The following is a 13,500-nucleotide window of genomic DNA, read 5'->3' as shown; positions in this document are numbered from 1 at the left end:
AGTCGCCGACTGCATGTCTGCCCCATATCTGCCCCAATACGAAGGGCTGCCGGGCAGGTCGAAGGCGGTTCGACCGAAACATCAGCAATGTTGCGGATGATTCCGCTGCGCCGTTCTGGTGATCTTTGTGCGGTGCCCGCAGAGGGGATGCGGGCCCGGCACGAAGGTGGACATCCCGCATGGATCTCGCGCGCAGACCAGCGCCGATCGGCGGCCCCGTCGCGCCCGCCGTGAGCGCACCACCGCTGCCCGACGACGGCGGCAGCCGTCTCCAGCGATCGTGAACTCAGCAAGATCACCGTGATCGGTGGTCCGCCGCCGGGTCGGCGGACCGATTGGAAGGCAGAACACCGGACATGATCAACGACTCGGAGACGGCGAACGTCGTTGAGATGGCGTCCGCCGGCGTGCAAGACCTGGCGAACGCCGCCACCTCCGTGCTGGACGACGCCGGCCCGGCCGGCGCGCTGGCGCAACCCGTGGTGAACGCCCTGCGCAACGTGTGGGAGGGGTACTTCGGTTCGCCGATCCCGCCCGAAGGCACGAACTGGAACTCCTACTCCCACGAGCAGCTCTACCAGATGCTGTGGGACAACGCCGACGTCGGGGACGTCAGCGCGGTCGCCACGGAGTGGGGGCGGCACAGCAGCGAGCTGACCGATCACGCGGAATCGATGCGCCAGCAGCGGACCGCCATGCAGGCGAACTGGACCAGTTCGTCCGCCGACCTGGCGACGGAGCGCCTCGGCTCGATCGGCGAGCGGACCGACGACATCAGCACCCGCGCGGCCACGACCCAGCAGGCCACCCAGGACGCCGGCGACGCGCTTTCCGTCGCCCGCAACACGATGCCGCCGCCGCCCGGCGACCCGACCGGAGGCGCCGTGGCCAGCGCCGCGGCCGGTGCCGGGGCCGGCGCGGTCATCGGCGGCCTGATCGGCGCGGGCGCGGGCGGCGTCGGCGCGGCCCCGGGAGCCCTGATGGGTGCCGCGATCGGCGCCGTGGCGGCCGGTGGCGGCAGCCTGTTCCTCGCCAACGTCGCGGCCGCCGAGAAGAAGGCCCAGGCGGTGCACGTGATGCAGCAGTACGAGGCGAGCCTGCTCAACAGCAGCAAGACGATCGCCCCGGCCGGTTCGACGGAGGCCTTCGGCTTCGGGGCGCCGGCGTCGACCTCCGCGGCCGGATTCGGCGGTGCGGCCGGCGGGGCCGGCGGCGGCACGCCCTGGGGGAAGCTTGTCGGCGCCGGACCGCTGGAGGCGGGGCTGCGCGGCGGAGCCGCGGGCGGCGCGCTGCTGGCCGGGTCCGGCTCGATGGCGGGTGTCGCCGGGCGCGGCGGGGCCGGCGGCGGCATGGGGCCGGCCGGCGCGCGGCGCGGCGAGGAAGAGGAAGAACAGGTCCACCAGAACCGCATGCCCACCGTCGACCAGAAGCTCTTCGCCGACGACCGGCCGGCCAGCGCCCCGGTCATCGGCTGACACGAACAGGAGTGAATCCCTTGACCTCCGAAGCGAACCCCGGGCCCGGCTACCAGGTCTCGCCGCAGGACCTGGCGGCCCAGGTCAAAACGCTCACCAACCTCGGCGAGCAGACCAACGGTCTGGTGACGTCCGCGCGCCAGCTCGCCGAGCGGATGCCGATGCTCGGCACCGCGCCGCCGGCGATGCACCTGGCGATGCGGCTGCGCGAGGCGGCCGGCCATTCCGGGCTCACCGGCGAGATCAGCGCGGCCGACACCGAGCTGAACGGCTTCCACGACGCGCTGCACCAGACCGTCACCCGCTACGTGAGTTCCGACGACAACACCGCGCAGGCGCTGCGCAGGACGGGCGGTGCCGCGGAATGACGACCGCGACCACGCGCACCGCCCGGCGCGGGGCCACCGACGGAACCATCCACTTCGGACAGATCGAGCTCGATCTGCTCGCCTCGCACGCCGGCGTGCGCTTCCCCTTCCCGCTGCGCGTGCCGTCGTTCGGGCGGATCGAGGGCGAGCGGGAGGTGCTGCTGGCCACCGCGGGCCAGACCCTCCAGGCGCGCGGGCTCGCCGACGAGGACGGGCCCGCCGGGGCCGCTGCCGAGCTGGTCACGGCGCTGCGCGAATACCGGGGCACGGTCGATCTCGTGCTGTTCGACGGCGACGGCGCGACCGCCGTCGTGGCGATGGTCTACCGGTCGTGGGCGCTGATCTGCGAGCAGCCGCTGGACGGCGACCCGGCCAGCCCGGTGCGGATCAGGCGGGTCCTGGCGAACGCGCTGGGCGACGCGCTGCGGCCGATGGTGCCCGACCTGGGCCCGGCCCGCGCGATGCCGCTCTCGTTGCCCGAGCGCGCGATCGGCAGCGCGGCGGAGCTGATCCGCGACGCGGCGGACGACGAGGAGAAGGAACGCCTCCTGCGGGAGCTCGTCCGCGACTGCGGCGGCGACCCCGGCGTGCTCGACCAGCTCACCGGGCTGCTGCCGGCCCTGACCGGCCGGGGCCAGCTCGGCGCGACGCGGCGCGACGGCGCCGAGAACGTCCGGGCCGGCGCCGAACTGTCCTGGTTGGACGGTCCGCGCGGCCGGCTGCGGGTCAACCCGGCCCGCAACGGCTGGGTGAGCATCAACCCGTTGCGCAGCGAGGACCTGCGCTTCGCGCTCGACGAGCTGGCCGGGATCGCCCGCCGGCCGCGGTGAGCGCAGGCAACTTCCAGGACGAAGCCGGAGGAAACACCGTGGATTCACCAGCGCAGTGGCTGGCTGACTACGACAAGAAGCTCGCACGGGCGGCGGCGAACGCCCGCGCGGCCAGCGAAAGCCTGAGCCGGATGAGCGGCACGGCGTCCTCGCCGCGCGGCGAGGTCACCGTGCAGGTAGGGCCCAGTGGCGCGATGGAGGACATCCGGCTGACGCCGGCGGCTCGCGCGCTGGAGGCCGAGCAGCTCGCGCGGCTCATCCTGACCACCGCGCAGCAGGCGCAGCGCTCGGTCGGCGCCCAGGTGGTCGAGATCATGACCGACTACGTCGGCGACGGTCCCGCGCTGGACTTCGTGAAGCAGCACATGCCGCCGGCCGCCGGTGTCGACGCCTCGTCGGGCCCGCCGCCGCCGGACGACGACGACTACTTCTTCGCCAACCCGCAGGTGATCGTCCGATGAGCGCGCCGGGCGAATTCCAGGTCGATCCCGGGCAGATCCGGGAGCACGCCAAGACGGTCGCCGGCATCGCCGACGGGCTGTCCTCCGCCGCCGGCGGCCTGCCCGGCGCGCTGGCCGAGAACGCGCTCGGCTCGTTCGTGCAGTTCATCACGGCCGGGCTCAGCGGCGCCATGACCCAGGCCGGGGAGGCCATCGGGAGCGCCGCGTCCGCCATGGACGGGATGAGCTCGGCGCTCGTGCAGACCGCCGAGGGCTACGAGCGCTCCGACGACCGCAACGCCGGCCTGCTGTTCGGGAGGGACGCGCGATGACCGTGGAGAGCAACTTCTCGGCGAACCCGAACCCGTCGAACGCCTCGCAGGTCGTTGACGACCTGAAGTCGACCATCCAGGCCGTGCAGAACAAGGACTGGCAGACCGGTGACTTCGGCGGGGCCGGTGCCGGGCTGCAGGTGCTCGGCTCGGTGTCCGACCCGCTGTCGGCCCTGGCCGGCGCCGGTTTCGGCTTCCTGGCGGAATCGGTGTCGTTCCTGTCCGAACCGCTGCAGCAGCTGGCCGGCGACCCGAGCTCGATCGCCTCGGGCGCGGAGGGCTTCCAGAACGCCGGGCGAGCGGTCTCGACGATCGCCTCGGAGTACGGGCAGGCGACCGGGCCGGAGACCAGCGGCTGGTCGGGCGAGGCCGCGGCCGGATACCTGAAGACCGGCGCGGAGCTGGTGGACGGGATCAACGGGCTCGGCCAGGCGGGGGTCGCGCTGGCGGAGGCCGCGGCCGGCGCGGGCGAAGCGGTCGCGAAGACCCTCCAGGAGGTCACGACCCTCGTCAACGAGGCCGTCGGCAAGATCATCATGATCATGAACCAGGCGATCGCCGCGGCCCAGGCGACCTTCGGGGCGAGCATCGCGGCCGCGATCCCGCAGGCCGTGCAGGTCGCCGTGGAGTACGGCGGCCGGATCACGGGGCACCTGCAGACCCTGCTCTCCAGCGCGCAGAACCTGATGAAGCACGTCGATTCGACGGCCAAGGCCGTGGCCTCGCTGACCGACAAGATCGTGCAGATCAGCGAGCTCGCCCAGCAGAGCACCGGCTCGCCGAGGGGCACGACGGCCCAGAGCACGCGGTCCGGGCTCTCCGGCCTGCCGTCGGACCAGTCGTCTATCCCGGGATCGTCGTACGAGGGGTCGCCGTACTCGGCCGCGGCAGGCACGGCCGCGGCAGGCGCGACCTCGTCGCTCGCCGGCTCGCCTCGCCTGGCAGCGGCCGGTTACTCCACCGCCAATCCCGTGGGGACGAACCCGGGTTCGTCCGGCTCGGCCTACTCGGCCGCGGCCGGGACGGGTTCCCAGAGCGGCTCGCCCTACATGGCGGCGGGCGGCCCGATGGCGCGCCCGGCGAACTCGTCCGAAGCGGAGACGGCCCGCAAGAACCCGTACGAAGCGACGTGGCCGGACCCGGACTCGTCCGAAACGACCCAGTACGGCACGGGTCAGTACGGCACGCCCCCGCCCGGCGGCGCCTGAGCCCTGCCGATGAACGCCTGCACTCCCGGCTGCGCCCGGAGGTGCAGGCGTTTTTCAGCCCACCGACACGGCCACGAACAGCAGTCCGATGGCGATGACCCCGGCGACGACGATGATCAGCAGGTTCGACTTCTTGTCCATGGCGATCACCTTCCAGGCCGGCACCGGGGGCCCGACGCCGACCGCTCGCACCGGCGATCCCCTGACCTGCGCCTACGCCGGATCCGGCGCGCGATCGAACCGATGGGTGAGACGCAGAACGCACAGCCGACCCCCACACCTGTGGGGTTTCGCCCCGGATCGCGGACTACCGACGACGCCCGTTCGGGCCGAGGTGGCGGTTTCGCGCGAAACCGCCGTTCGCCAGGCGTGCAGGTGGCGGTTTCGCGCGAAACCGCCGCCGCTTTCGCGGGGACGCGACTGGTGCCGGCGTGCCGGGCGAGTACTCGGGCGGCCCTACAGCAGGCCCGACTGGGCGGCCTTGGTGATCAGCTCGATCCGGTTTCGGGCGTTGAGCTTGCGCATCGCGTTGCGCAGGTAGCCGGTGACGGTGTGCCGGGTGAGGCCGAGCTGCTCGGCGATCTCCGGGTTGGTCCGTCCCGCGGCGGCGTGCCGGACCACGTCGTACTCGCGTTGCGTCAGCCCGGTGTCGTGCAGCCGGGCGCGCATCCGGGGCGCCGCCCGGGCGTCGACGCGCGGGTCGAAGATCGCGACCCCGCTCACCGCCTGGCGCACCGCCGCCACCAGGTCCGTCGCGCCGGCGTCCTTGAGCAGGCATCCGTCGACACCGGCGTCGAGCGTCGCCTGGAGCGCCGCGTGGTCGCGGTAGGCCGTGAACACCACGATCCGTGCGTCGGGCGCTGCCTGGCGCAGCGGCGCGACGAGTTCGCTCGCCACGGCGTCCGGCAACCGCAGGTCCAGCAGGACGACGTGCGGCCGGGCCCGGGCGACCAGCCGCACCGCCGAGGCCGCGTCCGGCGCGCCGCCGACCACTCTGATCGCCGGATCGTCGCGCAGCAGCAAGCGAACGCCGTCGAGCACCACCGGGTGGTCGTCGACGACGACGAGGCGGATGTCCTCGCTCACGTCAGCGGAACCCGGATGCGCACGGTCAGCCCGCCGTCCTCGTTGGCCACCACCGACAGCGTGCCGCCGACCTCGCCGACCCGGTCGGCGGTGGCCCGCAGCCCGATGCCGTTGCCCTCCTGGCCACGGCCGGGCCAGCCGCTGCCGTCGTCGGCGACCGAGACGGTGATCTCGTCGTCCAGCGCGATCGTGCTGATGAGCACCGAGCGGGCGTTGGCGTGCTTCTCCACGTTGAGCAGCGCCTCGCGGGCGGCCGCGAGCAGCACCCGGGTGCGGTGCGGCCCGCAGTCCGGCACCGCACCGACCTCGACCGACTGCGCCGTCGTGCCGGTGCGGCGCTGGAACGCCGCGCAGTCCCGGGACAAGGCCTCGGCGAGGCCGCCGCCCGGTTCGCCGTTGTCCAGGGCGTGCACGGAGTCCCGGAAGGCGGACGCGGTCTCCGCGAGCTGGTTCTCCAGCGACACCAACCGGTCCAGCAGTTCGCTGCTGCCGCCTTCGGCGTGCGTCCGCAGGTCGCGCAGCTCCGCGCCCATCCGGAACAGCCGCGCTCCCACCGAATCGTGCAGCTCCGAAGCGATCCGGCGGCGTTCGGCCGCGGCCGCCGCCTCGCGCTGGCGCCGCGCGGCCGACGCCGTCTGCAGCGCCAGTCCCCCGCTGTTGGCGACGTGCACCGCGGCGTCGAGCTGCCTGCCGCCGAAGTCGGTGATCTCGCGCATCGCGGCGTAGACCACGCCGTGCACCTCGCCCGCCCGGACCATCGGCACCGCCAGCATGGTCTTGATGCCGTCGGCGGAGATCGGCCCGTCGAAGTCGTGGGTGATCAGCGCCGACGCGCAGTAGTCGTCGACCCACACCGGCCGCAGCTCGGCGAAGGCCAGCCCGCCGAGCCCGAGGCCCATCGGAACGCGCAGGTCGTGCAGTCCGGTGGCGCAGGTGCCGTTCCACTGCCGCAGCACCAGCAGGCGGTCGGCCTCGACCGGCCCGGCCAGGCCGATGTGCGCGCCGCATTCGTCGCGCACCCGCTGCGCGAGCCCGCGCAGCGCGGCCGTGTCGTCGAGCAGGTGCAGCACCTGCGCGTGCTCGTCCAGCAGGTGCTCGAACCGAACGCCCTGTTCCGCCGCCCGCTCCACCTGCGCGCGGTGTCCTTGCGCCACCCGTCCCCCCGAACTTCCGTCCACTGTGCTCGCAGCGCGAAAGCCGACCGGGATTCCACTGGCCGGCGGGAGGTTTCGCGCTCCGGCCACCCCGGGGCGGCCGGAGCCCGATGCTACCCGGCAGCGTCCCGGACCGAGCCGCCGCGCGTCGATCACCGCAGGTCGAGGCTCAACTCGCCTTGTGCGGCTCAGCGCCGGTCGACACCATCGCAGCTAGCGCATGCGGTGAGGACCGCATCGCGGATCCGGGCGTCAGCCGGGATCTCGCGGGGCGTCGGCGGGGACGAGCGCGGACAGCCACGGATGGGCTCCGCAGGTGGTCGCGATCGCGTCGGCGAGCCAGCGCCGCTGCGCCACGCCGAGGCTCGGGAGTACCGCCGCGAAGTCGGACTCGTCCTTCGGGCGCGGGTTCGCCGCCTTGTAGAACAGCTGGATCTCGGGGGCCAGGAACGGGATGCCGTCCGCGGTCCGGCCGCCGATCCCGGCGATGGGCCGGCGGAGGTGCCGCGCTCGTCTCGACACCCACTCGTCGCCGGCCGATTCGTCCAGCATCACCTGGATCCGCCAGGGCGAGTCCGCGTTCCGCCGGCACCAGACGTCGTGCACGCCGGCGGGCAGCCGCTCGTCGCGGCGCCAAGGCCGAAGCGTTCCGGGTGGGTCGGCCGCCCACCACTCCCAGCCCGCCAGGGCCTGCTGGACGGCGAGCTGGTCGCGGCGCAGCAGCAGCACGTCGATGTCGCCGTGCTCGCGCAGCCTGCGCCCCGCCGCGAGTTCGACCGCGTACCCGCCGGCCACCCACCAGGGCGCGGGCTGCCGCGCGAAGAGGCGCTGCACCTCGGCCGGTCCGGCCGGGTCCCACGGCGCGAGTTCTGGTGCCACGCGCCGATCCTCGCAAACGCCCGGAACCTCAGGGCTTGGCGGAATCGGTCCCGGGGTGCGGGGTGTCCCACCGGCCTCGGGTGAAGTCCGGGAAGTCGACCGCGGAGCTGCCGCCGGCGATCGACTCCGCGCTGAGCGCGAACGGCGCGCTCCAGGTCGCCGAGTCGTAAACGTCGATGTCCGGAGGCAGCCCGAGGCGCATGGTCTGCGCGAGCCGGTAGAGCATCAGGTAGTCCATGCCGCCGTGCCCGCCCGGGCCCGGGCCGACGTCCTTCCACAGCCAGTGGTCGTGGCCCGCGTAGTCGTCCCAGTTGCCCCACTCGTGCGGATTTCCGGTCGGCTCCAGGTAGATCCGCGGCGGGTAGTCCTCGAACACGCCCTTGGTGCCCTGCAGTTGGTTGAGCCGGCTGTAGGGTCGGCCGTTGGACACGTCGTGCACGAGGTGGATGACGCGGCCCGCCTCGGTCTGGATCAGGCTCATGGTCGCGTCGCCCTTGACGTAGGGCTCCTGCCACGCCGGGTCGTCCGCGGGCAGGTGCTCCTGCCGGTAGGCGGCCAGCCCGAGCGCCGGGGTGCTCATGGAGGTGATCCGCGTCAGCCGGTCGCCGCGGTTGACGTCGAGGTACGCCGCGACCGGGCCGAGCCCGTGCGTCGGGTACAGGTCGCCGTTGACCTTGGTGTGCCACGCGCGGCGCCACTGCTTCGCGTAGTAGGTCTTGGAGAACAGCAGTTCCCGCAGGTCGTGGAGGTAGGCGCCGGCGCCGTAGAGCAGGTCGCCGAACATGCCGTCGTGCGCCATCCGCAGCACGCGCAGCTCGTTCTGCCCGTAGCAGCAGTTCTCCAGTTGGATGCAGTGCCGCCGGGTCTGCTCGGAGGTGTCGACGAGTTCCCACAGCTCGGCGGTGGTCACGCCGGCCGGGCATTCCACGCCGACGTGCTTGCCGCCGCGCATCGCCGTGACCGCCATCGGCGTGTGCCATTCCCACGGGGTGGCGATGTAGACGAAGTCGACGTCGTCGCGGGCGCACAGGGCCTCGAAGTCGTGGTCCCCGCCGCCGTGCTTGGCCGGTTCCGGGCGCCCCGCGTCGACCACGGCCTTGGCCGCGCGGTTCACGGCATCGAGGTTCGCGTCGCAGAGCGCGGTGATCTCGACGCCTTCGAGCGCCAGGAACAGCGGAAGCATGCTCGCGCCGCGGTTGCCCAAGCCGATGATCCCGACGCGGACGGTGTCGAGCGGCTCGAAGGGCACGCCCATCATGGGATCTCCCTTGGCCGCGGGCCAGGCCTGCGCTGCGGCGGATCCGGCCGCCAGGCCGGCGAGCCCGAGCCCGGCTCCGGCCACCGCACCGGTTCGCAGCAGGGTCCGCCGGGAAAGGGGAGTGTGGTCGACCATCGGTCTCCTCCTGCGTGAATATGCGCGATAGAACGATGTTTCGCGCAGAATTGCACATCCAACCCCGAAGCAGTACCGACGCATGGGCGGTTCGGCGGTGATCCGTTCGGCTGCCCCGAAGCGCCCGACGCGCGACGGGCGTTGTAGTACTTTTCGTCGGGGCCGCGCGAAAGGAATGGCTGTGAACCGGCACGAACGGCTGAGCAAACTCCTGGACATCGTCGGCCGGCGCGAGCGCGCCGACGTCGAGGAACTGGCCGCCGAGCTGGACGTTTCCGCCGCGACCATCCGCCGCGACCTCGACCACCTCGCGGACCAGCAGCTGCTCGCCCGCACCCGCGGCGGCGCGGTGGCCACCAACGTCGCCTACGACCTGCCGCTGCGGCACAAGGCCGCCCGGCACGCGCCGGAGAAGCAGCGGATCAGCGCGGCGGCGGCGCGGCTGGTCCAGCCCGGCATGGTGATCGGGCTCAACGGCGGCACCACCACGACCGAGGTCGCCCGCTGCCTGGCCACCCGGCCGGATCTCAGCGAGCGCGGCGATCCGGGGCTGACCGTGGTCACCAACGCGCTGAACATCGCCAACGAGCTAGTGGTCCGGCCGCACATCAAGATCGTGGTGACCGGCGGCGTCGCCCGGCAGCAGTCCTTCGAGCTCACCGGGCCGCTGGCCACCCACATCCTGCAGGAGATCACCCTCGACCTGCTGTTCCTGGGCGTCGACGCGATCGACAGCGAGCTCGGCGCCTACGCGCACCACGAGGGCGAGGCGAGCATCAACCGGCTGATGGCTTCGCGCGCGGCGCGCGTCGTCGTGGTCGCCGACAGCTCGAAGCTGGGGCGCCGCGCGTTCGCGCAGATCTGCGCGGGCGACGCGATCGACACGCTGATCACCAACTCCGGTGTCGATGAGGAGGTCCGGCAGGCCTTCGACGCGGCCGGGACCAGGGTCCTGGTCGCCTGACTGATCAATGATGCTCGAATAGAGCATTGATCAATCACTTTCACGCATCTAGCCTGAGGGCTGTTTCATTAGCCGACGCCCTTCGGAGGAGCGCGCGATGGCGCAGTCGTTCGTGCAGGCCGAGATCACCAGCCAACCGGAGTGCTGGCGCCGGGCGGCCGCGCTGGCCGAGTCGGTGCAGGACGCGTTGCCGCGGGCGGGCGAGCTGGTCGCGGCGATCGGCTGCGGGACTTCGTGGTTCGTCGCGCAGTCCTTCGCGGCGCTCCGGGAGGCGTCCGGGCTGGGCGTGACCGACGCGTTCCCCGCGTCGGAGATGCCGGCCGGCCGCCGCTACGACCGGGTGCTGGCCATCACGCGCTCCGGCACGACGACGGAGGTCCGGCAGCTCCTGGCTTCGCTGCGCGGAAAAGTGCCCACCACGGTGCTCACGGCGACACCCGACGCGGTGCGCGACGTCGCCGACGAGGTCGTGGACCTGTCGTTCTGCGACGAGCGCTCGGTGGTGCAAACCCGGTTCGCCACCAGCACTCTCGCGCTGCTGCGCACGCATCTCGGGCAATCCCTGGCCGGCGCCGCCGACCAGGCCGAGGCCGTGCTCCGCGAGCCGCTGCCGAACCTGTTGGAGGCGAACCAGTTCACGTTCCTCGGCACGGGCTGGACGGTCGGGCTCGCGCACGAGGCGGCGTTGAAGTTCCGCGAGGCGACGGGGATCTGGGCCGAGTCCTACCCGGCGCTTGAGTACCGGCACGGGCCGATCAGCATCGCCGAACCGGGGCGCGTGACGTGGCTGCTCGGCGCGGCGCTGACGGACCTGGAAGCCGACGTGCGGCGCACCGGCGCGACGTTCGTCCGGCACGCCATCGACCCGATGGCGGACCTGGTCCGCGCCCAGCTGCTCGCCGTCCGGCTCGCACGGCACCGCGGCCTCGACCCGGACGCGCCGCGGCACCTCAGCCGCTCCGTCGTGCTCGACCGCTGACGGCGGAGGCCCTGGCCGCCGTCGACCCCGCAAGCACCTTGACGTCCTAGAAACCTGACCGCACCAAGGAGAGTGCCATGTCCGGAGCCTCCCCCTCGCTGGGCGCCGCCTCGGCAACGGCCCGGCGGATCGCGATCGCCGCCGCGACCATCGGCGTCATCTACGGCTACGACATCGGCAACGTCTCCGGCGCGCTGCTGTTCATCACCGAGGAGATGCGCCTGTCCCCCGCGCTGCAAGGCAGCGTGACCACGGTGCTCGTGGCGGGCAACATCGTCGGCGCACTGCTCGCCGGGAAGCTGGCCACCGCGATCGGCCGGAAGCCGACGATGATCGCCGTGGTGCTCGGCTACGCGGTGTTCGCCGCCTGGTCCGGGCTGGTCTCCGACATCCTCTGGCTCGACATCGCGCGGTTCTTCCTCGGCGTCAGCATCGGGTTGTCGCTGGTGGTGGCGCCGATCTTCCTCGCCGAATCCGCGCCCGCGGCGATCCGCGGCGCGCTGGTCGTCGGCTACCAGGTCGCCACCGTGGCCGGCATCCTCGCCGCCTACCTGGTCGACTGGAGCCTTGCCTCGTCGGGGAACTGGCGGCTGATGCTCGCGCTGTCCGCGGTCCCGTCCGTGCTGGTGGTCTTCCTGCTCGTGCGGCTGCCCGACACCGCGCGCTGGTACGTGCTCAAGGGCCGGCACGACGAGGCCCGCCGGACCCTGCGGCTGGTCGACCCGGGCGCCGATGTCGAGCGGGAGCTCGCCGAGATCCGCGCCGACATCTCGGCTCAGCACGGCGGCCGGGTCGGCGAGATGTTCCGCCGCCCCTACTCCGGCGCGACGATGTTCGTGCTGGTCCTGGGTTTCCTCGTGCAGATCACCGGCATCAACGCGATCACCTACTACAGCCCGATGATCTTCAAGCAGATGGGTTTCCAGGGCAACGCCACCGTGCTCGGGCTGCCCGCGATGGTGCAGGCGGCGGCGCTGCTGGCGACCATCGGATCGCTGTTCGTCGTGGACCGCGCCGGGCGGCGCCCGATCCTGCTCGGCGGCATCGCGGCGATGATGGCCGCCGGGGTCGCGATGATCCTGGTGTTCGCCACCGGATCGCTGGGCGGCGGCGGATCGTGGTGGGGTTTCGCGGCGATCCTGGTCTTCACCGCCGGGTTCAACTTCGGTTTCGGTTCGCTGGTCTGGGTGTTCGCCTCGGAGAGCTTCCCCGCGCGGCTGCGCGCTTTCGGCGCGTCGCTGATGCTGACCGCGGACCTGGTGGCGAACCTGATCGTCGCCCAGTTCTTCCTGCCGCTGATGGACGGCCTCGGCGGCGCCACCACGTTCGCGATCTTCGTGCTGCTCGCGGCGATCGCCTGGGCCTTCGTGTTCCGGTTCGCGCCCGAGACCAAGGGCCGGTCCCTGGAGAGCATCCGCGCCTACTGGGAGAACGGCGCCCGCTGGCCCACCGACCCCGCACCGCACCGCGGCGACTAGTGCCGCATCAGGCAACGTTCGCCCTGTCGACTACGGCTCGTAGTCGTTGATCGTCAGCGTGACGGTTTCGCCAGATGATGCATCTGCCGGTTCTCGTCTTCAGCTACGCTGCCTGCCGTGTCCGTAGAAACATGGTCACCCGATCCTGGGACGCCCGTAGTCGAGTATCGATCCGGCCGGGCGATGTTCATCGGCGGGCTAGCCATGTTCGTTTTCTTCGGGATGGCCTTCGTCTTCCCTGACATCGGGAACCCGTCGGGGACGTCGAAAGCCGATCTTTCTCCGGCCCTCGTGTCGTTCCTGTTCGGCGCGCTCGCGCTGGGCGGCCTGCTGGTGATGGTCGGCTCCGTCCCCCGCACGCATCGCTTCGCCGTCGATGAACGTGGACTGTGGTGGCGGGCCGGTCGCAAATCTGACCTGATCGCGTGGGACGAGCTGCGTGCCGTGCGCGGCCAGGAACCGCGCCCGCCGGTCAAGGACGACCCGAACTCGAAGGCGGTGCTGTCGGCCCTGGTGTTCACCCCCGTGGACCGTCGCTTCGTCACCCGCCACAGCGCGCTGTTGCAACGCCTGCCCACTGCCGATCCGGAAGTGGAACTGAGACTGCCGGACACCACCATGGTCCGGCAGCTGGCCCAGGAGATAGCCAGAGTCCGGCCGGACCTACTCCGCTAGGGCGTGTATCGAAGTGCTGTCTTGGCCACCGGCATGCCCTGCGCGGACAGCAGCACCATCTGCGCTCTCCGCCAGGCCACCACGGACCCACTGCCACGGCGGATGATCCGTAACAACCGGTTGCCCTCATCGTCACCGAGCTCCCGAACCCGCACCCGTTCAGCCATGATCCACAGTTTGAAACGATCACACCAATCTCTGCGGCACCAACAACGGCGCGTCGCGATCAAACAGGGTGA

16 protein-coding genes are annotated in these 13,500 nt (G+C 72.0%); 10 read left to right on the top strand and 6 right to left on the bottom strand.

Features of this window, described 5'->3' with window-relative positions; genetic code table 11:
* Nucleotides 1–356 precede the first annotated feature (356 nt).
* From ACWEV3_RS35660 to ACWEV3_RS35635, 6 genes are read left to right on the top strand one after another with little or no spacing between them, the layout of a single operon-like run.
* The gene (locus tag ACWEV3_RS35660; RefSeq protein WP_452618123.1) at nucleotides 357–1,475 is read left to right on the top strand and encodes a WXG100 family type VII secretion target; all 1,119 of its coding nucleotides are present in this window, start codon (nucleotides 357–359) and stop codon (nucleotides 1,473–1,475) included.
* Between the two features lie 20 nt (nucleotides 1,476–1,495).
* Nucleotides 1,496–1,843, top strand: a complete 348-nt coding sequence (locus ACWEV3_RS35655) for a hypothetical protein (RefSeq protein ID WP_452618122.1) — start codon at nucleotides 1,496–1,498, stop codon at nucleotides 1,841–1,843.
* Nucleotides 1,840–2,673, top strand: a complete 834-nt coding sequence (locus ACWEV3_RS35650) for an ESX secretion-associated protein EspG (RefSeq protein WP_452618121.1) — start codon at nucleotides 1,840–1,842, stop codon at nucleotides 2,671–2,673. Before ACWEV3_RS35655 ends, ACWEV3_RS35650 begins: the two co-directional genes overlap by 4 nt.
* Before the next feature lie 38 nt (nucleotides 2,674–2,711).
* Complete coding sequence (locus tag ACWEV3_RS35645) at nucleotides 2,712–3,134, top strand: YbaB/EbfC family nucleoid-associated protein (protein WP_452618120.1); 423 nt, start codon at nucleotides 2,712–2,714, stop codon at nucleotides 3,132–3,134.
* Entirely contained in the window at nucleotides 3,131–3,445 is a 315-nt protein-coding gene (locus ACWEV3_RS35640) for a type VII secretion target (protein ID WP_358565577.1), read from the top strand. Before ACWEV3_RS35645 ends, ACWEV3_RS35640 begins: the two co-directional genes overlap by 4 nt.
* Complete coding sequence (locus ACWEV3_RS35635) at nucleotides 3,442–4,653, top strand: hypothetical protein (RefSeq protein ID WP_452618119.1); 1,212 nt, start codon at nucleotides 3,442–3,444, stop codon at nucleotides 4,651–4,653. The genes ACWEV3_RS35640 and ACWEV3_RS35635 overlap by 4 nt, the downstream gene beginning before the upstream one ends.
* Nucleotides 4,654–4,707: 54 nt before the next feature.
* On the opposite strand, the gene ACWEV3_RS35630 is transcribed toward ACWEV3_RS35635, so the two are convergent.
* The 5 genes from ACWEV3_RS35630 to ACWEV3_RS35610 form a co-directional block, all read right to left on the bottom strand.
* Nucleotides 4,708–4,845, bottom strand: a complete 138-nt coding sequence (locus ACWEV3_RS35630; RefSeq protein ID WP_452618118.1) for a hypothetical protein — start codon at nucleotides 4,843–4,845, stop codon at nucleotides 4,708–4,710.
* A gap of 264 nt (nucleotides 4,846–5,109) precedes the next feature.
* Nucleotides 5,110–5,739 carry a response regulator gene (locus ACWEV3_RS35625; RefSeq protein ID WP_132479668.1) on the bottom strand — a complete coding sequence of 210 codons (630 nt, stop codon included), beginning with the start codon at nucleotides 5,737–5,739 and terminating at the stop codon, nucleotides 5,110–5,112.
* Nucleotides 5,736–6,893: a GAF domain-containing sensor histidine kinase gene (locus tag ACWEV3_RS35620; RefSeq protein WP_452618117.1), complete on the bottom strand. Its 1,158-nt coding sequence runs from the start codon at nucleotides 6,891–6,893 to the stop codon at nucleotides 5,736–5,738. The genes ACWEV3_RS35625 and ACWEV3_RS35620 overlap by 4 nt, the downstream gene beginning before the upstream one ends.
* A gap of 252 nt (nucleotides 6,894–7,145) precedes the next feature.
* The gene (locus ACWEV3_RS35615; protein ID WP_452618116.1) at nucleotides 7,146–7,772 is read right to left on the bottom strand and encodes a nucleotidyltransferase domain-containing protein; all 627 of its coding nucleotides are present in this window, start codon (nucleotides 7,770–7,772) and stop codon (nucleotides 7,146–7,148) included.
* 28 nt (nucleotides 7,773–7,800) lie between these two features.
* Complete coding sequence (locus ACWEV3_RS35610; protein WP_452618115.1) at nucleotides 7,801–9,165, bottom strand: Gfo/Idh/MocA family protein; 1,365 nt, start codon at nucleotides 9,163–9,165, stop codon at nucleotides 7,801–7,803.
* A gap of 181 nt (nucleotides 9,166–9,346) precedes the next feature.
* Between ACWEV3_RS35610 and ACWEV3_RS35605 the strand changes: the two genes are divergently transcribed.
* The 4 genes from ACWEV3_RS35605 (at nucleotide 9,347) to ACWEV3_RS35590 (ending at nucleotide 13,261) form a co-directional block, all read left to right on the top strand.
* On the top strand, nucleotides 9,347–10,129 hold the full coding sequence (locus ACWEV3_RS35605) for a DeoR/GlpR family DNA-binding transcription regulator (RefSeq protein WP_452618114.1): 783 nt from the start codon (nucleotides 9,347–9,349) through the stop codon (nucleotides 10,127–10,129).
* 97 nt (nucleotides 10,130–10,226) lie between these two features.
* On the top strand, nucleotides 10,227–11,108 hold the full coding sequence (locus tag ACWEV3_RS35600) for an SIS domain-containing protein (RefSeq protein WP_452618113.1): 882 nt from the start codon (nucleotides 10,227–10,229) through the stop codon (nucleotides 11,106–11,108).
* A gap of 77 nt (nucleotides 11,109–11,185) precedes the next feature.
* The gene (locus ACWEV3_RS35595; RefSeq protein WP_452618112.1) at nucleotides 11,186–12,586 is read left to right on the top strand and encodes a sugar porter family MFS transporter; all 1,401 of its coding nucleotides are present in this window, start codon (nucleotides 11,186–11,188) and stop codon (nucleotides 12,584–12,586) included.
* A 183-nt stretch (nucleotides 12,587–12,769) separates the two neighbouring features.
* Entirely contained in the window at nucleotides 12,770–13,261 is a 492-nt protein-coding gene (locus tag ACWEV3_RS35590; protein ID WP_452618111.1) for a hypothetical protein, read from the top strand.
* Here ACWEV3_RS35590 and ACWEV3_RS35585 read toward each other — a convergent pair.
* Nucleotides 13,258–13,428 (bottom strand): hypothetical protein, encoded by a 171-nt coding sequence (locus ACWEV3_RS35585; RefSeq protein ID WP_452618110.1) that lies wholly within the window; start codon nucleotides 13,426–13,428, stop codon nucleotides 13,258–13,260. The genes ACWEV3_RS35590 and ACWEV3_RS35585 overlap by 4 nt on opposite strands.
* Nucleotides 13,429–13,500 lie beyond the last annotated feature (72 nt).

The sequence above is a fragment of the Saccharopolyspora sp. NPDC003752 genome (genome assembly GCF_053605825.1).
This window is presented reverse-complemented; position numbering and strand designations above follow the sequence as displayed.

Coding starts and splice junctions, on each gene's coding strand:
- ACWEV3_RS35610 (WP_452618115.1), bottom strand. CDS start 9,165: ATGGTCGACCACACTCCCCTTTCCCGGCGGACCCTGCTGCGAACCGGT.
- ACWEV3_RS35650 (WP_452618121.1), top strand. CDS start 1,840: ATGACGACCGCGACCACGCGCACCGCCCGGCGCGGGGCCACCGACGGA.
- ACWEV3_RS35590 (WP_452618111.1), top strand. CDS start 12,770: ATGTTCATCGGCGGGCTAGCCATGTTCGTTTTCTTCGGGATGGCCTTC.
- ACWEV3_RS35600 (WP_452618113.1), top strand. CDS start 10,227: ATGGCGCAGTCGTTCGTGCAGGCCGAGATCACCAGCCAACCGGAGTGC.
- ACWEV3_RS35595 (WP_452618112.1), top strand. CDS start 11,186: ATGTCCGGAGCCTCCCCCTCGCTGGGCGCCGCCTCGGCAACGGCCCGG.
- ACWEV3_RS35660 (WP_452618123.1), top strand. CDS start 357: ATGATCAACGACTCGGAGACGGCGAACGTCGTTGAGATGGCGTCCGCC.
- ACWEV3_RS35635 (WP_452618119.1), top strand. CDS start 3,442: ATGACCGTGGAGAGCAACTTCTCGGCGAACCCGAACCCGTCGAACGCC.
- ACWEV3_RS35640 (WP_358565577.1), top strand. CDS start 3,131: ATGAGCGCGCCGGGCGAATTCCAGGTCGATCCCGGGCAGATCCGGGAG.
- ACWEV3_RS35585 (WP_452618110.1), bottom strand. CDS start 13,428: ATGGCTGAACGGGTGCGGGTTCGGGAGCTCGGTGACGATGAGGGCAAC.